Source organism: Caballeronia temeraria, from assembly GCF_001544795.2.
GTDB classification, from domain to species: Bacteria; Pseudomonadota; Gammaproteobacteria; order Burkholderiales; family Burkholderiaceae; genus Caballeronia; species Caballeronia temeraria.
In genome coordinates, this window is record NZ_FCOI02000062.1 from 1 (window position 1) to 17,178 (window position 17,178).

Here is a 17,178-nt window from a genome sequence, read left to right on the forward strand (position 1 = left end):
GGCGAGTTGTCCACCGCCGGCCGGCGTCGTGGTCGTAATAGGCGACCCGCCGACCGGCCGTGGACAACTCGCGGCACTGCCCAAACCGGAGGGAATCAATCCATTCAAAATTCAACTGCTTAACCATCCACGGAAGCGGGTCACCCCCACATTGCCCGTCTGCCCGTCTGTCGCGAGTTCATTGCTGAACAGCTCGATGCAGTCAGAGACGGCCTGGTTGCTCTCGTCCATCGGGCGGCGTCCTTGCAGGTGAGCGACCCCATCAGGCATTTGCGCGCGCTCATCGAGCCCGTGGATCCCGATCCAGTATTGCTGGCGAAGCGTATCGACATCGAACAGGCGCTGCTGGATGTATCGTCGTTACGTGCAAAGACTTCCTTCCGGTTTCCGGGCAAGCCGACGATCAATCTCAATGACGGTCTGAAGAGCAGCGTGCTTGAACAGAAGCTCGTTGCCGGCGGATTGTCCGACGATGTTGACTACATGCTTGCCCGCGCACGTGCGGCTGAATATAACCTGCTCGAAGAAGCAACCCGTTACCCTGAAAAATTTCCCGACCGACTCCAGCAGATTGAGCAGCGTGTGCATGGCGAACTGTCTGAAGCCAATCTTCGCGCCCGCCAGCTAGAGCTACCCTACGGTCCTTCGATGCTGATTGACGTTCAGGACCGTTTGCGACATCTTTCCTCGCAGCACGCGCGCGAAGTCTGCAACCAGAGCTACGAGTGTCTTGTCGGCGTCGCAGGCTTGCTCACCGGGGAATGCCGGGCGTGGTGGAGCCCACGGTTTCCTGTCAGTTCGGACACGCCATGATGCAAGGAAATCCAATACATAGCCGGCGCAATGCTCCTCCTTATGCCGAGCGATTCCGATGAGTTTGCGCCTGATCAAAGCGGTTGCCGAAACGGAAAATATGGATGATTTTCATCTCGCGCGCCTGCTGGTGTTACTCGGGAGCGCCGACGCTAGAAAATCAACGGCACTCACGAAAGCCAAGGCCGTGGAAGGCATCACCAAGCTCGCCAAACTCGACTTCCTGCTACGCTACCCCACCTGCCTGGAGCGCGCGCTGTCCAAGCTCGGACTGGATGCTAGCGTCGCAGATGTCCACCCGCGTGAGCGCACCTCCATTGAGACAAAGATGGTCCGATTCCGTTATGGCCCATGGGATGGACGCTATCGCCGCTGGCTCGGCCTGCTCGCCGCGCGCGGCCTCATTACCCTCGGCCTCCACGGCAATACCGTGCAGATTGGACTCACGCCCGCCGGCCGAGAACTTGCCGATGGATTTCGCGTCGATCCCTTGTACTCGGACCTTTCTCGACGTGCCGACATCGTTCTCAAGTCAGTTGGTGCTATGTCGGCAACCCGACTCAAGGATTTCGTCTACGAGGCGATTCCCGAAATCGTGGATATGAAATGGGGCGAGGAAATTCAGCCTTATTGATCAACTCTCCATGAACGTTTGTGTTTGATCCAGGACGTGTACAGGCATGAAATTCCGCTTGCAATCTCTCACCCTCGCGTTGCGGCGAGACACCATCAAGATCGATTTTGCCGACGTCAGCTACTTCTGGGGGCAAATGGGCGCGGGCAAGACCAGTATCGTTCGACTGGTCGACTATTGCCTTGGCGGTAACATCCAGCTGACGCCCGCCATGCAGAATGAATTCGAAGGTGCGAAGCTCGAGTTGATCCTGGCCGGCGGCACGCTTCTCATCGAGCGTCCTCGCGGCGCTGACCGCGTCATAGCGATATGGAGCGAGGATGGCAGCGACTATCAGTTGACCCTCCCCGCTCGTAAGGCGGATGGCGAAGTGCTGCCCGGCACCGATGTCGAGAATCTGTCCGATCTCCTGTTCAGGCTCTCAGGCATCAAGCCGCCCAAAGTCCGCAAAAGCAAGCTCAAGGAGGACAGCGAAAGTGCTCGCCTGTCGATACGCGATCTGCTGTGGTACTGCTACCTAGATCAGGACGAAATCGACAGCTCCTTCTTTCATCTCGATGAAGATGCGCCGTTTTACATGCGGAACAAGAGTCGCGATGTGTTGCGTTATGTGGTCGGTTTCCATGACGAGCACGTGGCCGAACTAGAGGCGCAACTTGATCAGCTGCGCGGCGAGCGGCAGGCATTGAATGCCACAATTGGAGGACTTGCTCGTGCACTGAAGGACACTGGAGTCGAGTCAGAGCAGCAGATTCGGACCCGTATCATCCACCTTCGCTCACGCGCCGCGGACCTCGGCAATCAGATCGACCGTGCCCGTGCGTTGGCCGACAGCGAAAGGCAGACGACACACGCTGCAGATAGTCTGCGTGAGCAGGCGCGCTTACTCGGCGACGAACTCGCGCACATCGACGATCAATGCACGAATCTTTCTGAATCCCGGGAACGTGACCAGCGACATCTTCACGAAATCGAAACCCTGACGCTGAAATTTCGACGTTCAGTCTCGGCGAAAGCGATCCTTACCGGTGTCGCTTTTCAATCCTGTCCACGCTGCACACAATCGCTGCCTGAACGTGCACTCGGATGTTGTAGCGTCTGCGGACAGACGGACGATGTCGACGCAATCGACCCAACCGAGATGGCGCTCGTCGACCGTGATGTCAGGGCGCGGATCACAGACTTGACGGCAGTGCTAGCGCACACTGACAATGAGCTGTCGACGTTACGTATCAGACGGGACAACATCCTGAAGCGCAAGGACCGCATTGAGCGTGAACGCAACGAAGCGCTGGCCCGCTATGACACGGCGTACCTTTCGACTGTGATCGGCTACGAGCGCGAACGTGCCGCCTTTCTCCAAGAAGCGGACAATCTCGCCGGCTTTGCGCGACTGCCCAGGATGCTCGAACAGCATCGCGCCCTTCTGGCGAATATTGTCGCGCGCGAACAGACCGTCCGGGAGCAGCTCATGGCTGCACGCGCTGCGTCCCAAAGCGATACGACCAATCTCGATCGGCTGAAGGTTCTATTTCTCGACTGCCTGGTTCGCGCCGGCGTACCAGGTATTACCCGGGAAGATCGCGTCGAAATTCCTTTGCCCTCATTCTTCCCCGCAGTGTACGGATCAGAACCGGGGGATCACGCTGTCACCAGCTTCGCAACACTGAGCAGCGGCGGCAAAAAGACGCTGTTCAAATGTTGCTTCGCCGTTGCCGTGCATCGACTGGCCGCCGAGCTCGGCGCGCCGTTACCTGAGATCCTGATTATCGACTCACCGATGAAAAATATCAGCGAGCGTGAAAATCGGACGCAGTTCGAGGGGTTCTATCGCATGCTTTATGAGCTTGAACGGTCCGAGTTTCGCGGGATCCAGCTCGTACTGATCGACAAGGAATTCTCCGCGCCCAAGCTGGCGTACGGCTTTACGCTCATCGAACGACATATGCGCCCGGCCGATAGCGCGTTCCCGCCTCTCATCCCGTACTACAGCGGCAAGTGATCAAGCTGTAATGCGAAGCGGGGCGACCGCTACGGGCGACGCCGGGATGGTCAGTGTCGACGGTTGAACACGCCCCTACCGCCATCCTCGCGTACAGTCACCCTCCCAGACTCTCTGCGTTCGCTGCGACGTCGCCGGAAGCGCGGGCGTCGCAGCATGTCTGACCGTCCTAGGCGGTCACCATCAAGAGCAGCCCCAGCAACGCGGAGGGTTGGGCTCGCAGGTTCTCGACCGTGACGGAAACCACTTCCTGGGCGTCAGCCTTCTTCAGCTTGAGCCGTCCGGTTGCGAGCGCCGCGGCAAACTCCAGCGCCGCCGCACCATATAGGTGCGCGTGGCGCGAAAAAATCTTGATGAGAAACTCTTTCATCAATGTGCTCAGGTGCGGACTCGCAGAGTAGTCGAGCTCGGACGGGTGTGCTGCCCGTAGTATGCAGGCCTGCAGCAGATTGTCGTTGAACCGCAGGAAGTTCTCGGGCGCAAGCACGACAGACTCATACCCGGTAGGGCGCAGCTGGTTCGACGCGATTTTTAGGTCTCGCGCAGCCTGAAGTACGGATGACACGGCGAGGTAGGTCGTAGCGGGAGTCACTTCGCCAAGCCGGCCCTTGAACGCATCGCCAAAAAACAGAAAACCATCGGAGTGATCCTGCCTCGTTTCCGCGTACAGCAAATTATGCAGCGATCATCCTAGCCTCGTAATCGACGGGAGTGGAGAAATCGATAGAGGTGTGCAGGCGTTGTCGATTGTAGTAGCCCTCAATCCAGTCGACGATATCCAGACGAGCCTCAGCGCGCGTTTCGTAGCGAACCTGATAGATTCGCTCGACTTTCAGGGTTTTGAAGAAGCTTTCCATTGGCGCGTTGTCCCATGCATTAGCGCGACGGCTCATCGAAACGTCCATCTTGAAGTCGGCGGCCAGTTTTCGGTACGCCCGACTTGCATATTGACTTCCGCGATCGGAATGTAACAACAACCCTGGCGGGGGCTTACGGTGCCAGCACGCGCTGCGCAGCGCCTGGCAGACCAGTTCCGCGTTGATGCGCTCTGACATTGACCAGCCTACGATGCGTCGGCCTGCCAGATCCAGAATAGCAGCCAGGTATAACCAGCCTTCGCCGGTCCTGACAAACGTGATGTCGCTGACCCAAGCCTGATCGGTCTGCCAGCCGTCAAACGACGATCAAGCAGATTGGGCGCCACCGGTAGGCGGTGTGTCGAATCCGTCGTCACCCGATACGGGCGTTTGTAGACCGGTCGCAGCCCTGGACGTTGCAGACTACGGCGTACACGTTCGGCGCTCGCCGGGTGACCCTGGGTTCTTAGTTGCCGCACGATCCGAGGACGGCCGTAGCTGCCGCGACTGGCGCGGTGAATCTCTGCCACCTCCCGATCAAGCGCGGCGTTGGCCTGCGCTCGCTGACTTGGCCCGCGGTTACGCCACTGGCAATATCCGCTGCGCGACACCGTCAGGATGTGACACAGCCGAGTAACACTGTACTGGTCGCGGTGCTCGTCGATCCATGCGTACTTCACCGCGACCCCTTCACGAAGTACGCCGTCGCTTTTCGAAGGATCTCGATATCAAGTCGCGCACCGGCGAGCTCTTTGCGAAGGCGGCTGTTCTCCGCCTCCAGTTCGTTGACCGGGCGCGTCGATCGCGTGCTCTTCACTTCGTGACTGCCGACCTCGCCGATACTTTGAGCAGCGCGACTGCGTCGACTCCAATTGCCCAAGGTTGCCACGGGCACTCCAAGCCTACGCGCGGCTTCGTGCTGCCCGACTGATTCGGCAAGCCTAATGGCCTCGAGCTTGAACTCGTCCGTGTACTGCCGCTTTGGCACTAGCTTCTCTGACATTAAAACCTCCGTACAAACAGAAATTAGCAAATTTCTGCTGTACGTGAAATCGAGGCATGGTCAAATTGCCGATGTCCCAGCTGCACATGCGTGCGGGCGCGTAGGCCGCCACAGCTTGGCCCAATTCCGTTTCAAGCGTCGTTTGTGCCCTGCCGTCGCGGAAGGCGCTCGCGGGAGCCAATCAACAGGCGTTACGCCATCACGCCAACCAAGGTGCCCAAAGGGTGATCCTGCTGGACTGTGGGGGCACACGGGCCTGTTCTAATCCTAAAAGGCACGCACCCCCTACGCACCGGCGGACATGATTTCAAGCGTGATAAGTCGTATTAGCACGCTTACGGTTAGTAGTGACCGCTGCGGGCCAACCCCTGCTTTCGACGGCCAGAAGTTATCGACTGGAAGACGCCCCCTAGAGCCCGTTCTTGCGCACCCCTCCATGCCTGATAATTCGTATTATCAGACATGCGTTTAATCGTGGTGAACGTTTAGCGCTAGAAATGCAGCCATTGGAGAATGAGAGTTAGTGTGTCACGAACGTAGGCGAGAGCCTGATTCGCGGGCGACCGAATCGTCCCACTTCTCGTGAGCTAACTTTCTTCGAAAACCATTGAGACCGGCTTTCCTGCATCGATGTCTGCCACCTGTCCTTCGCGGCAAACGATGCTGATCGGGCTTGATAATAGTTAATAAGGGTTATACTGTGCGGGTGACTTGCCTGGAGGACAGAATCATGATCAGTGCGGACCTTGGACAACAGCTTGAGGGATACATTACGAAGCTGGTCGAGACGGGACGGTACGGCTCAAAGAGCGAAGTGTTGCGCGAAGGCGTGCGATTGATTCAGGATCGCGAGACGCAGCTTGCCGCGTTAGATGCCGTGATCGAGCGAGGCATTGTCGATTCAGATGCTGGCCGAGGAAAGCCCGCCGAAGAAGTGTTCGACCGGCTTGAGGCTAAGTATCAGGCGATGATCGACAGCAAGGCATGATTGTTCGCATCTTACCGGCCGCGGAGGCCGAGCTTGAGGCCATCGGAGACTTTATCGCCCGCGACAATCCACGCCGCGCCTTAAGCTTCGTTCTTGAGATGCGTGACAAGTGCATGAGCCTTGCAGATATGCCCCTCGCCTACCCGCTCGTGCCTCGGTACGAAGATCGCGGCGTGCGGCATCGTGTTCACGGCAGCTACCAGATTTTCTACCGTGTCACTGGGCAACCCGAGCGCATCGACGTAATTCACGTGCTGCATAGCGCCAGAGACATCGCCGCTATCCTTTTCCCCTGAAAACACCCACGAAAAAGGCCCAGGACGACTTAAGTGCTGGGCAAGCCATCGGCTACGCCGGTGGCGGAGGTGTCGTTAGAAAACTGGCCGTCGGCAGTACCACCGCAGCGGCCAGTCCTCTTGTATCGCGCAGGAGCCTCGTGGCTCTGCCGGTCGATTAGTGACCGAAATAGACAGGAGCGATGCTATTGCCGGTGTGAGCGGGGCCGCCCGAAGCCGACGCAGTGTCAGCGACGCCGCCGTAGCTCGTTTGCCCGTTCTGCGCCGCGACCTTCGCTTCGGCTGCTTGAATCTCGGCCGGATACGTCACGCGATCCGTGCTCGGGTTATATCCAGCGCGTTCGAGTTGGACCAGTTCTGCCTTTACTTGCGCGCGGGTCAGCGGTTGGCTTTGAGCGAAAGAAGAAACTGCCGGGATGGCGAGTGCAGCGGCGACGACGATAGTTGCGAATTTCATGATGCTTACCTCCGAGTCTTGTTTTTCGCAAACAGCCCTGTTTGCGTTTCAGTCAGTTCAGTATAAGTAAGCACCCGCTTAAGATTAATGAGCGTTTGAACAACAAACTCTTATTGTATTCGGGATAACCCTATGTCAACGACCGCTGCTCGACGGGTCACGACCTCGCGGACTTCGGGTGCGACGGTGTCGCGTCTGTTGAACGCGCGATACCGAACCCACGGACACACCCGCGAGGCGCGCGCCGTTCTGCACGGTCGGTGAACCAATGCCTATGCCGAACGCTTTCGGCTGCGCGTGGAAGCGATGCGGACTCTGGCGTTTGCACGATTCGGTTTCCGTTTGGGACGCGGTGGTCCGAGCCCCGGTAAGATGCGCGACGTCCCATACGTACTCGCGAGCGTACGAGTGCGCGTCAGTAGCTGAGCATCGCTACGTGACCGCCTTTATGGCTCCCGCACCAGCCGCGCGTAGTAACCCCTGGTCGAGACTCCCAGCAGCCGCGCCTACGCCGTTCCGGGAAGCCGACGTCCGACTGCGCCGCATCGGGAATGGCAGCGAAGCAGCTAGCCGCAGCCGCACGGCGGATGGACGGCGACTGTCGGCTATGGCCGACAAGCAAGCTGCGTCTACATCGCGTCTGGCGCGCCGATCGCGTCCTGATACTCTCTTGCTGAGTACGGGGTCGCCAGCTGCGCATACCATGGGAGCGGCCGTGGATCGGTCTGCCACGAAGTCGCACGATTGGTCCTGAACGCGAGCGTCCCGGGTCCGTGCTCAACCGGCAATTGGGATAGGGAGTCGGAGCGCCTGCGGTCCCGCTTAACCAAGATACTTGGGAGCCTTAGATGGCCATTCCGATGATCGGCTCGCCAGAATGGGTTGAAGCCCAGGTTCGGCACTACCTCACAACCGGAGACTATGACGGCTTCTTCGTCGGCTGGCCAGGGGAAGCTATGTATGACACTGCGTCTCGGGCCAATCAGCAATTGCGCGCTGCACTCATCGCCGACACCCTCCTGCGCGCGGGGTTTCGACCATCCGAGCTTGACGCCAGAGCCGACAGAGCCGTGGCTTCGCGACAAGCTCAAGCCCATGGTATATGGCCTCTTTTCCGCCACCGAACGGGAGGTTATCCTCCGCACGCTCGTAGCAGGCATCGTCTTTCTTACGCCGAGCAACATCGTGCAGGTACTGACCAGGGAGACGTGGCTATCTACCGCATGCGAACTGGCTAACATCTATTTGGACAGTCTGGGTGCTACTCCGCTTCGAGAGCAGTCCGCTCGCGTTGTCGGCATGAGTCAGGACACTACGTGCTATGTCTCCCTGGCCTACTTTCGCGATACCGATCCCTTCGCTGATTACGTCGTGCATGAAGCTGCCCATGTACTACACAACTGCCGCCGCGCAGCGATTGGGCTGGTAGAACGTCGGAGTTGTCCAAACCCACTCGACATCGCCTTTGCTAAGCGGGAGACGTTCGCCTATGCTTGCGAAACATACAGCCAGATACTCTCATCGGCTCCCGGAACAGCCGCACGACAAGCGGCCCTGTGCCGCCATGAAGAGCATGGCTTGCCTCCGGATGAGCGCGTCGACCATGACGAATATATGGCCATCCTTCGAGACGCGATTCGGGCACGCAACGGATGGCGTCGCATCCGAGAGCGATGCGCACGCTGAATATCGTCGCCATTTCGGCCTGAATCTAGGCTGCCACGAACTCCGGAGAATTTAATGTCGGCGCCAGCTTACGTCTACACCATCTCGTGCGTCGCCAAGATGCTTGGTGAACCAGAGGAGTGGCTTGAGGAATTAGCCAGCGTGAACCTCCAGCCGGAGGACGGTCGCCTTGGCGTGATAGATGACTTTGATGTCCCGCCCGATGAAATCGTCTCCGTCACCGCCTTTACGGACGCTGGAATTGAAGCACTCAAGGAACTGGTAGCAGACGTGAAGCGCGGAGACTCGGGAACGCGTGAAGACGCTGAGTAATAATTGGGCGAGGTGTGCGTAAGCATCCCTCCAACGCTGCCGCAGCGTTCGCCTGACCGAAAATATGGAATGCCGCCTCATCCTGATGGTACGAGGACGATGGGGCAGGCAAAAACTTCCACGTGCAGATGGACGTATCCTTGCGATCGTGCTGATCGTTACACCGCTATCGCAGCTGATTTTCCAAGCTCTTTTTCATGCCATCAGCGGCGAATCCGGCACTGCATTTTCTGGCGCTCCTGCATTTGGCAAAATGCCGGATAGCCGGGCAGGCGTCACCGCGACCGGCGCACGAACGTCGAGTACAGACGGCGGCGAGCGGCTTTTTCAAACCGCTCGCCGCCCGCGACAAAGCCAGCCGATGTACCGCGTCCCTTACTTCTGAACGACGACAGCCTTGTTGAGCGAACCACCTTGGGTGATCGCAGCGGCATTGCCGATACCGCTCTGAGTCACCGAGCCGTAGTTGGCATTGCCGACCTGGATGATCGAAGCCGTGTTGTACGAACCGGCTTGCGATGCGTCCGCCGAGTTGAAGTAGCCGACTTGCGCCAGCGCCATCTCTTCATACGAGCCCGACTGCTTGCCCTTCGCTTCGTTGAAGCCGCCGCCCTGACCGGCCAGTAGCGTCGATTCGAACGCGCCCTGTTGCGTCAGATCCATGTTGTTGTTCGAACCGACCTGAACCGCGACTGCCAGATTGCTGCCGCCATCCGTCTGATGCACGGCCGCCGTGTTGCGATCACCCGCCTGCACGATATACGTGTGGTCGTTGGCTTCGCGATACTGGTCGACGTATGCCGTGTTGTAGGCCGAACCGCTTTGCAGGATCGTCGTCGTTTCGTTGGTCGCGTTGCCCTGCGTCACCTGAGCGTAGTGCGGTGCGCCCGCGCCGCTCTGGTCGATCGTGGTCGTGTTGCCGCCGCCGTTTTCCGAATGGACTTGCGCGCGCGCGAAGTCGGCCTGCTTGATCGACACGTTGTCGCCGATTTCCGAAATCTGCTCGATCTTGCCGTCGTTATGATCGCCGAGCTGATCGATGCGCGCCGCGTTGTAGCCGCCATTCGTCTGCGTCACCGTCGCGATGCCGTTCTTGTTGCCTTGCATGATGTCGACGCGGTTGCCGATGGTCGTCGTCTGCGTGACGGTCGCCTTCGCGCCGTCGCTCACGCCCGCGGTCTTGCCGGTGCCTTGATCGATGTTGACCGTGTTCCAGCTGGAGCCGGTGCGGTTGATGGTCGCCGAGTCGTTCTTGCCGGACTGCGTGACCGTGTCCTTGTCGTAAGACGAAGCCGTTTGCGTCACGTTCACCGTGCTGTTGTTGCCCGTTTGCTTGATGGTGGTCGTTTCGCCGATCGCCTGTTGTTGCGTGAGCGTCGCGCTCAGCTTCGATGCGCCGGAAACGCCCGCCGCGTTTTGCTGGATGTCGGTCACGTTCGCGCCGCCGTTGCTCGACGTGACGGTCGCGGTCGAGCCGTCGCCGTTTTGCTGAACCTTCACGCGGTCAAAGCTTGATGCCGTCTGCGTCACATTGGCTGCGTTGCTGTTGCCGAACTGCTCGACGATCGCGCCTTCGCCGACCGATGCGGCGAAAGCCGACGTCGAAGCCAGTGCTGCCAGGCCCATAGCGATGATGATTGCCTTCACTTTCATTTTTATGCCTCGTTGACTTGATGTTTTATGCACGTAGATTCGTTACCCTAACGGACGCCAACCCCCGCTGACGTCCGGCACTGCACACTCACACACCCACACTTCGAAACTGCACTACCTGGTCTCCTCACCTGCTTACTTCATCAGAACCGCCGCCCGGGCGCCGCCCGTTTGCGTAACCGTCAATCCTGAGCCGTTCCTGCTCTGCAGAATGGAAATCTCGTTGTTGTTGCCGAGCTGCGTCACTTGCGACGACATCGAGTTCCCGACCTGCGTGACCGTTGCTTCGTTACCGCTGCCGTTCTGCACCGCGATCGAGCGGTTGTACTGACCCGTCTGATACCCGACGTAGAGATTGGCGGCGCCGCTTTGCTGAAGCACGGTCCAGTTGTCGTTGCCGGCCTGCGCCGTCGCCGCCGCGTTCGCGATACCCATCTGATTGGCCATCAAACCGTTCTGTCCCGCCTGAATGGCGTTGAGACGATTACCCAGACCCTGTTGCGACACACGAGCGACTTGCGTCGCGCCGCCGAAGCCCGGTTCGGGCGGACCGAAGTCCGAAACCGACGACAGGTCCGCCGCATACACCGCGAGCGATACGGCCGCGCCGAGCGCCGCGCACAGAGCGACCTTCGATGCGCGCATGGGCGCACGCGATGCTTTCATGCTGATCTCCTTCGTTGAGGCTGATTAACTGCCGACGGTCTTCGGCGGATCGATCTTCACCGGGCTATACGGCGGATTCACGTCTTCCATCGTCTGCGCGTAGCCCTGGTTTTCCTGCAGATATCGCTGCATCGTCGGGTCGTACCAGTCCTTCATGTCCTTGAGCGCCCACGTCTGGTTCGCGACGCCCTGCACGATCAGATGCACGAGCGCCGATTCGATCGCCTCGTTCACGCACAGCTGCTGCGGCTCGTTGCGCGTCATGCCCGCTTCGGCCTGCAGCAAATCCTTGAAGCCGATGAAGCGATACACGCCGGTGTCGATCTGAATTGAATAAATGGTCTTGGTCGTCGACACGCTGTTGAGTATCGTGCCGTTGCGGATATCCACGGCGCGCAGGTTCACCGTCACCTGATCGACGCGATATTGTTGAGATGCCGAAATACCCAGATAGGCGACGCCCGCGCCGCCCGTGCGAATGTTCGTGTCGTAACCGACGATGCCGCCTTCCAGCACGATGCTCGCCGGCACCAGCGCACCGATCGGCGGTATCGCGTTCTTTCTGTCGTCCGGCGTTTCCAGTGCGCGCATGATCTTGCGCTCGGTCAGGAGGTCCTGAAGGTTTTCGCGCTCCACGGGCGTGAACCAGCCGGAATCGCGCATCGCCTTCACGAGGAACGAAGCGCCGCCCTGCGTGACCTGCGACGAGAACGAACTGTCCGGCGACGGCTTGTACTGGCCCGTCAGATCGCGAAAGCCGTACACGGCGGCGACGATGCGCCCTTTCGGCGACGGCAGATGCGTGAGATCGCGCGTCACGCGCGTCGGCGGGGTGAGCGTCGCATTGCCCGCGGAAGGCATCGGCGTGGTGACGCAGCCGGTCAACAGCATCGTTGCAACGATCGTGGCGCCCAGTGCCGCGCGCGTCGCCAGGGTCGTGATAGCTTGCTTGTTCATTTCGTATGCGCGCTCGCGTTACTGTCCGTTGCCGACGACGAAAGTCGTCGAGGCACCCGTGGTCTTGTCGGTCGTCGTCACCTGCAGATTGCCGCCCGTGACCTGCGTGATCGCAATCGAGAAGTTGCCGGTGTTGATCGTGCCGGGATGCAGCGTGCCGTCCGTGCCGACGATCGAACTGGAGATAGACGACGCGACGCGCGACAGGATCGCCTGCTGCAATTGCGTGTTGAACTGGTCGAGCGTGGACTGGCTGCTCGTGCCAAGGCTTTCGGTCGACGGATCCTTGTACTTGTTCTGCGCGTTCGCCTCGTTCAGCAGGTTGGTGCCGTTCAGCGGATTGCCGCCGAAGTTCGGATTCACCGGCTCATAGACGAGCGACGTGGCCTGCGCGGTAATAACTGGCATCGTAAGCGCGCAAGCGAGCAACGCGCGATTCAAGAGCGCATTCGTTTTCATTGCGTTTTCCCCGTATGTTTTTTTGGCCTTACTGCATCGATTTTTATGATGCGTATTTTTATAGTTCGTCCGTCGCCATATCGGCGTCGCGGAAAAGCAGGCGGGTCAGGTCCGCTTGCATCACATTCTGAAACGCGATCTGCGCTGCGCCTTCGGCAATCGGCTTTACGTTCGAGCGCGCAATCGGCAGGAACGCCTGGAATACGCGACGCTGGCCGTACTCCACCCACACGAGGCTGCCGTAACGCGGCGACGGCCGCTCGTGCACCGAAACGATATAGCGCTCGGAAAGCGGAATGGCGCCCCACGCCTGCGCGAACCACGTGTAGAAGTCCTGCCCCGCGAGCGTCACCGTGTCGGTCGTGACGACGCCGCCGAGTGCGTCGTCGAGCGATTGCTTGCCTTCGATATCGACCGTGCGCGAGCGCGGCGTGCCGGCGAGTGTGGCGCTCTTGTCCAACGACGATGCGGCATTCACCGTGCCGCGCGGCGTGAGAGGCGCGCCATTCGCGGCGGGCAGCGCGGTGGTGTTGCCGACCGGACCGGGCGTCGGCGTGCTGGGCAGCGAAATGAGCGGTTGAGCCTGGGATGTCGTGTTCACGTGCACGGCCGGCGGCGTTTCCGCATCCTGCGCACTCGCGTTGATCGCGACGATCGAAACCCCGATGCACACTGCGATGACCCGCCTTTTGACAGGCGCGTTGTTCTTCTCTCGCTGCATGACTTCCCCGTATGTCTTTGGCTGCTATGGTGCTGCCTTCAGACGATCTGTTTTAAACGCTTCGTTTTTATTTGTACGACGGGATGGATTCTCCGTAATAACTTGTAACCGCTATGTTGTCTGCGCCACACTCATCTGAAGAAAACTGCAAGCAACGAAGCATCGATTGAAAGTGTTGCGTCGAAGTTTTCGCAGACTTTCGGTAAGAAAACGTTTGCTCAGCCTCTCAATGTCAATCGCAATGCTTCATGGCACGGCTTCGCCTTCTCACGACCGCCCGCGATTGGTCTTGTTCTTTTGAGGTCCAGCAAAGCGACCAAGCCTTGGCAGAGCCCGCCAAGATGCCTACTAAGAGTTCACGAATCCGGTCGATAGCAGCTGAAGAGCACGCGATCGATTCAGTGAGCGCTTGATCGACGGCTTCGTCGAAACGGACCACTTCGCGCAGCGCTGCCTCGACGCCTCCGTGAGGCAAGTCGATCAGTACGGGCGACGACGGCTGGACTCTCCGATGCTCATAGCGAGCAAGCGGTTTTAATCTCCAGGCTACTCCCGCGCGGCGGTACGTCTGCTGTGCGACGGCAGGCTCGAACTTGTGACGGCGTTCGAGCGGCGTGTCATGGCGACCCTCGGGCTCGCGGAGACCCCGATTGCCGGAGCCTGACGCCGCCGCACACGTCGCGACTTCCGGCTGAAACCCGCGTCCTCACTCCATCCGGGTCGTCGAAAGCCACTGAGGGCGCGTCTCCGCATCGCCCGCGTCGAGGGGCCTTTCGCCCTCCTCGTCCCACGAGTCACGATGCACCGAAAGCAGGTCTTCGGCAAGCCTGGTGCGTTGCTATAGGCCACGTACTCCACTTCGTATGTCTGTCGGCCGCTTCCTGCAACTTCTTCTGGCTGCGCAGTGCTACGCGCGCCGATGCTCCACTGGTTGATCAACATCTGCCATCGCGCAGCGCCGCCCGGAAAGTAGTTGTGAATCTCCGCCGCGGGCCGATGGTCCAGCCGAAGCACAGCCATGCAGTGTTCGAATAAATCCTCGTCGAGGCGCCGCAGTTCGGTTAGATCAAAGGGAAAATCGTCCCCCTTATAGAGTCCGGCCAAGAACCGCGCGATCACCCACGCCTGACCCGCGTCACACTGCGCCACATCGAGCAATGTCGCGAGCGAGTCAATGCCAGCATCCTTGTCCTGCGCGCGGATTTCGGCGGCACGCTGCGCGGGCGTCGTCCCCTCGTGCGCAGTCGCGAAGAAATCGTTGGCCGACTCCACGAAGGCGTCAAATAGATGGTTGGGACCGCGAAAGAAACGATCTTGCTGCCTGAATCTGCTGGTTTGCTCATGGCGTCATAGTCATTGACGTTGGCTCGCCGCCCTCGGTCGAAGGCGTCGCCGCTTGCGCCGCCGTGGAACTTCAGTAATGAGGTGTTCGATTCCTCGACCAGGCTCCGACCACGACCGCCATTGACGCCACGTATGCCTGCAAATCGAACGCCTTGACGATGTACGCGTTCACCTGGTGTTCATATGCCCGGGCAATATCCGCTTTTCGGCGGGGAGTACGCACTGCCGACTGGCCGCTTCCGGGAGCTCAATTCCACTGGCCGCTTTCCAGCCATCAGTTCGAAGAGCGGACTAACGCAGCCCGACCCAAATCGGCCGCTTGATTATTCCGCCAGGAATGGCTCGGGTCGACGTTGCAGCGGCCATTCGGTTTCCCCGCACTGCTCGCCGGACAATCGTTTTTCGCCCATCGGTCGCGTCCTCTGCGGCTGTCAATTACCCACTGGAAACTGTCGACGCTCGTGGCACGTCGCCTTTGTACGCCTTCGCAGTCACGGATAGCGCAGTCACCGACGTCCACCGGGTCTTAGTGCTACGAATACCCGCTGTGAAGGTTGACGTCGCACTATCCAGCGCGCTGGAGAATGTTTCCAGGATATGCCGTTTATCTTGCATCGGTGCGCGCCTACACTCCGTTCGTCTCAGCGATATATGCCTATGTGCCCTGTACGTCTCGGCGCGTAGTTTCGCGCATATATCACCTTGAATGTATGTCCACGTATAGGCGGCACTGATGAGCTTCATGAACGATGACACAACGATTTTTTATCGCGACGCGACCGAACTGGCGCATCTGATCCGGACCAAAGAGATCTCGCCCGTCGAGGTCATCAAGGTGCACCTGGATCGGATCGAGACGGTCAACCCAAAAGTGAATGCTGTCGTCACCTTGATGCGCGACGACGCCGTCAACGCCGCTAAAGCAGCAGAGAAAGCCGTAATGAACGGCGACGTGTTGGGACCGCTGCACGGCGTGCCGTTTTCCATCAAGGATGCACTGGATACGGCCGGCGTGTTGACCCAGCGCGGCTCCAGGCTGTTCGCGGGCAACATACCTGCGCAGGATGCCACCGCCGTAGCCCGATTCAAGGCCGCTGGCGGAATCCCGCTGATGAAAAGCAACCTCCCCGAATTTTCAGCGTGGACCGAAACAGACAACCTGGTGACTGGCCGCACCAACAACCCGTGGAACCTCGAACGTACCCCGGGGGGATCGTCTGGCGGAGAGTCCGCAGCGATCGCCGCGGGCATGACGCCGATCGGCATTGGCAGTGACGTGGCAATCTCGGTGCGCGGCCCGGCTGCATTCACGGGGATTGCCGCTCTTAAAGCCACGCACGGCCGTATTCCGTACACCGGGCATTATCCGGCCGTTACCCAGCGCTGGTGGCATGTTGGTCCGATGGCCCGGACAGTGCGCGACGTGGCTCTCGGCTACTCGATTCTGAAAGGGCCAGACGGCGTCGACGGGTACGCTGTACATCAGAGCAATGCCGATTCCAGCGATGTCAACCTGGCAGGTCGCGCGCTCAAGATCGGTTGGGTTTCGGACGGTGCCTTTGGTCCTGTCGATTCCGAGATCACCGCTGCCGTGAAGGCCGCTGCGATGCAACTCTCCGACCTCGGGTTCGATGTCGAAGAAGTTCGCCTGCCGTTCCTGGGCGATCCGCTGGCTACGTTGATGACAACCGTGTACGGCGAGATCGTGCCGTACATCAAGAAACTCGTCGCTGGCCGCGAAAGCGATCTGCACGAAATCGGCAAGGGCATCATTGCGTTTTCGGATCCGTCCTTCAGCGACTACCTGACCGCCGAACACAACGCCGAAGCGCTACGATCGGGATTCGCCGGGTTCTTCCAGAAATACGACGTACTGCTGTGCCCCGTCAATCCCATGACGGCCACACCCCACGGCGCACAGGAACTCACGGTTAACGGCGAGACCGTGTCCTGGATGCATGTCATGAGGGCCACCTCGCCATTCAATGTCACGGGGCTCCCCGCTCTCTCCGTTCCCTACGCGTTCAGTTCGGAGCGTCTTCCGATCGGTATTCAACTGGTGTCTAAATGGCTCAATGAGGCCACGATCCTGCGCCTTGGCGCGCTCCTTGAGCGTCGCGGCGGTCTTGGTGATCGGCGCCCTCCGCTCTGATCAAACCCGTCTCGACACGAGACGGGGCTTGGGGGTGACCCGCTTCCGTGGATGGTTAAGCAGTTGAATTTTGAATGGATTGATTCCCTCCGGTTTGGGCGGTGCCGCGAGTTGTCCACGGCCGGTCGGCGGGTCGCCTATTACGACCACGACGCCGGCCGGCGGTGGACAACTCGCC

General features: G+C 59.6%; 17 protein-coding genes and 2 pseudogenes. 9 read left to right on the top strand and 10 right to left on the bottom strand.

What is annotated here, in order from left to right:
- Positions 1-249: 249 nt before the first annotated feature.
- Genes AWB76_RS37590 through AWB76_RS37600 form a run of 3 tightly spaced genes read left to right on the top strand, consistent with a single transcriptional unit; the run spans position 250 to position 3,449 of the window.
- The gene (locus AWB76_RS37590; protein ID WP_157696325.1) at positions 250-813 is read left to right on the top strand and encodes a hypothetical protein; all 564 of its coding nucleotides are present in this window, start codon (positions 250-252) and stop codon (positions 811-813) included.
- Between the two features lie 58 nt (positions 814-871).
- The gene (locus AWB76_RS37595) at positions 872-1,447 is read left to right on the top strand and encodes a hypothetical protein (protein ID WP_061165151.1); all 576 of its coding nucleotides are present in this window, start codon (positions 872-874) and stop codon (positions 1,445-1,447) included.
- Positions 1,448-1,493: 46 nt separating this feature from the next.
- Positions 1,494-3,449, top strand: coding sequence for a hypothetical protein (locus AWB76_RS37600; RefSeq protein WP_061165152.1), 1,956 nt, complete (start codon positions 1,494-1,496; stop codon positions 3,447-3,449).
- Between the two features lie 169 nt (positions 3,450-3,618).
- Here AWB76_RS37600 and AWB76_RS37605 read toward each other — a convergent pair whose 3' ends face one another.
- Both AWB76_RS37605 and AWB76_RS37610 read right to left on the bottom strand, forming a co-directional pair.
- A complete protein-coding gene (locus AWB76_RS37605) occupies positions 3,619-4,122 on the bottom strand; it encodes a hypothetical protein (RefSeq protein ID WP_061165153.1) in 504 nt (167 codons plus the stop codon).
- Position 4,123: 1 nt separating this feature from the next.
- Positions 4,124-5,309, bottom strand: a pseudogene (locus AWB76_RS37610) (IS3 family transposase).
- A gap of 730 nt (positions 5,310-6,039) precedes the next feature.
- Here AWB76_RS37610 and AWB76_RS37620 point away from each other — a divergent pair.
- Entirely contained in the window at positions 6,040-6,297 is a 258-nt protein-coding gene (locus AWB76_RS37620) for a type II toxin-antitoxin system ParD family antitoxin (protein ID WP_061165163.1), read from the top strand.
- On the top strand, positions 6,294-6,593 hold the full coding sequence (locus tag AWB76_RS37625) for a type II toxin-antitoxin system RelE/ParE family toxin (protein ID WP_061165155.1): 300 nt from the start codon (positions 6,294-6,296) through the stop codon (positions 6,591-6,593). The genes AWB76_RS37620 and AWB76_RS37625 overlap by 4 nt, the downstream gene beginning before the upstream one ends.
- Before the next feature lie 157 nt (positions 6,594-6,750).
- On the opposite strand, the gene AWB76_RS37630 is transcribed toward AWB76_RS37625, so the two are convergent.
- The gene (locus AWB76_RS37630) at positions 6,751-7,050 is read right to left on the bottom strand and encodes a DUF4148 domain-containing protein (RefSeq protein WP_061165156.1); all 300 of its coding nucleotides are present in this window, start codon (positions 7,048-7,050) and stop codon (positions 6,751-6,753) included.
- Between the two features lie 960 nt (positions 7,051-8,010).
- On the opposite strand from AWB76_RS37630, the gene AWB76_RS37635 reads away from it, so the two are divergent.
- The 3 genes from AWB76_RS37635 to AWB76_RS41395 all read left to right on the top strand — a co-directional run bounded on the left by AWB76_RS37635 (position 8,011) and on the right by AWB76_RS41395 (position 9,433).
- Positions 8,011-8,736 (top strand): hypothetical protein, encoded by a 726-nt coding sequence (locus AWB76_RS37635; protein ID WP_244173686.1) that lies wholly within the window; start codon positions 8,011-8,013, stop codon positions 8,734-8,736.
- A gap of 54 nt (positions 8,737-8,790) precedes the next feature.
- Positions 8,791-9,048, top strand: coding sequence for a hypothetical protein (locus AWB76_RS37640; protein WP_061165157.1), 258 nt, complete (start codon positions 8,791-8,793; stop codon positions 9,046-9,048).
- Between the two features lie 64 nt (positions 9,049-9,112).
- The gene (locus AWB76_RS41395) at positions 9,113-9,433 is read left to right on the top strand and encodes a hypothetical protein (protein WP_157696326.1); all 321 of its coding nucleotides are present in this window, start codon (positions 9,113-9,115) and stop codon (positions 9,431-9,433) included.
- Here the strand turns inward: AWB76_RS41395 and AWB76_RS37645 are convergent.
- From AWB76_RS37645 to AWB76_RS43295, 7 genes and pseudogenes are all read right to left on the bottom strand, one after another.
- Positions 9,424-10,701: a hypothetical protein gene (locus AWB76_RS37645; RefSeq protein ID WP_061165158.1), complete on the bottom strand. Its 1,278-nt coding sequence runs from the start codon at positions 10,699-10,701 to the stop codon at positions 9,424-9,426. The genes AWB76_RS41395 and AWB76_RS37645 overlap by 10 nt on opposite strands.
- 135 nt (positions 10,702-10,836) lie before the next feature.
- Positions 10,837-11,367 (bottom strand): hypothetical protein, encoded by a 531-nt coding sequence (locus AWB76_RS37650; RefSeq protein ID WP_061165159.1) that lies wholly within the window; start codon positions 11,365-11,367, stop codon positions 10,837-10,839.
- 24 nt (positions 11,368-11,391) lie between these two features.
- Entirely contained in the window at positions 11,392-12,324 is a 933-nt protein-coding gene (locus AWB76_RS37655; RefSeq protein ID WP_061165160.1) for a CsgG/HfaB family protein, read from the bottom strand.
- A gap of 18 nt (positions 12,325-12,342) precedes the next feature.
- Positions 12,343-12,783 carry a curli assembly protein CsgF gene (locus AWB76_RS37660; protein ID WP_061165161.1) on the bottom strand — a complete coding sequence of 147 codons (441 nt, stop codon included), beginning with the start codon at positions 12,781-12,783 and terminating at the stop codon, positions 12,343-12,345.
- Between the two features lie 58 nt (positions 12,784-12,841).
- Complete coding sequence (locus tag AWB76_RS37665) at positions 12,842-13,504, bottom strand: CsgE family curli-type amyloid fiber assembly protein (protein WP_082864630.1); 663 nt, start codon at positions 13,502-13,504, stop codon at positions 12,842-12,844.
- 706 nt (positions 13,505-14,210) lie between these two features.
- Positions 14,211-14,309, bottom strand: a complete 99-nt coding sequence (locus tag AWB76_RS43290; protein ID WP_445343877.1) for a hypothetical protein — start codon at positions 14,307-14,309, stop codon at positions 14,211-14,213.
- 179 nt (positions 14,310-14,488) lie between these two features.
- Positions 14,489-14,776, bottom strand: a pseudogene (locus tag AWB76_RS43295) (DUF7673 family protein); the annotation flags it as partial.
- Positions 14,777-15,581: 805 nt separating this feature from the next.
- Between AWB76_RS43295 and AWB76_RS37675 the strand changes: the two are divergent.
- Entirely contained in the window at positions 15,582-17,000 is a 1,419-nt protein-coding gene (locus AWB76_RS37675; protein ID WP_244173688.1) for an amidase, read from the top strand.
- Positions 17,001-17,178: the final 178 nt, after the last annotated feature.

Excerpts from the sequence above, each read along its gene's own strand:
- AWB76_RS37595 (WP_061165151.1), top strand. The coding sequence starts at position 872 with ATGAGTTTGCGCCTGATCAAAGCGGTTGCCGAAACGGAAAATATGGAT.
- AWB76_RS37600 (WP_061165152.1), top strand. The coding sequence starts at position 1,494 with ATGAAATTCCGCTTGCAATCTCTCACCCTCGCGTTGCGGCGAGACACC.
- AWB76_RS37620 (WP_061165163.1), top strand. The coding sequence starts at position 6,040 with ATGATCAGTGCGGACCTTGGACAACAGCTTGAGGGATACATTACGAAG.
- AWB76_RS37625 (WP_061165155.1), top strand. The coding sequence starts at position 6,294 with ATGATTGTTCGCATCTTACCGGCCGCGGAGGCCGAGCTTGAGGCCATC.
- AWB76_RS37630 (WP_061165156.1), bottom strand. The coding sequence starts at position 7,050 with ATGAAATTCGCAACTATCGTCGTCGCCGCTGCACTCGCCATCCCGGCA.
- AWB76_RS37635 (WP_244173686.1), top strand. The coding sequence starts at position 8,011 with ATGACACTGCGTCTCGGGCCAATCAGCAATTGCGCGCTGCACTCATCG.
- AWB76_RS37640 (WP_061165157.1), top strand. The coding sequence starts at position 8,791 with ATGTCGGCGCCAGCTTACGTCTACACCATCTCGTGCGTCGCCAAGATG.
- AWB76_RS41395 (WP_157696326.1), top strand. The coding sequence starts at position 9,113 with ATGGAATGCCGCCTCATCCTGATGGTACGAGGACGATGGGGCAGGCAA.
- AWB76_RS37645 (WP_061165158.1), bottom strand. The coding sequence starts at position 10,701 with ATGAAAGTGAAGGCAATCATCATCGCTATGGGCCTGGCAGCACTGGCT.
- AWB76_RS37650 (WP_061165159.1), bottom strand. The coding sequence starts at position 11,367 with ATGAAAGCATCGCGTGCGCCCATGCGCGCATCGAAGGTCGCTCTGTGC.
- AWB76_RS37655 (WP_061165160.1), bottom strand. The coding sequence starts at position 12,324 with ATGAACAAGCAAGCTATCACGACCCTGGCGACGCGCGCGGCACTGGGC.
- AWB76_RS37660 (WP_061165161.1), bottom strand. The coding sequence starts at position 12,783 with ATGAAAACGAATGCGCTCTTGAATCGCGCGTTGCTCGCTTGCGCGCTT.
- AWB76_RS37665 (WP_082864630.1), bottom strand. The coding sequence starts at position 13,504 with ATGCAGCGAGAGAAGAACAACGCGCCTGTCAAAAGGCGGGTCATCGCA.
- AWB76_RS37675 (WP_244173688.1), top strand. The coding sequence starts at position 15,582 with ATGAGCTTCATGAACGATGACACAACGATTTTTTATCGCGACGCGACC.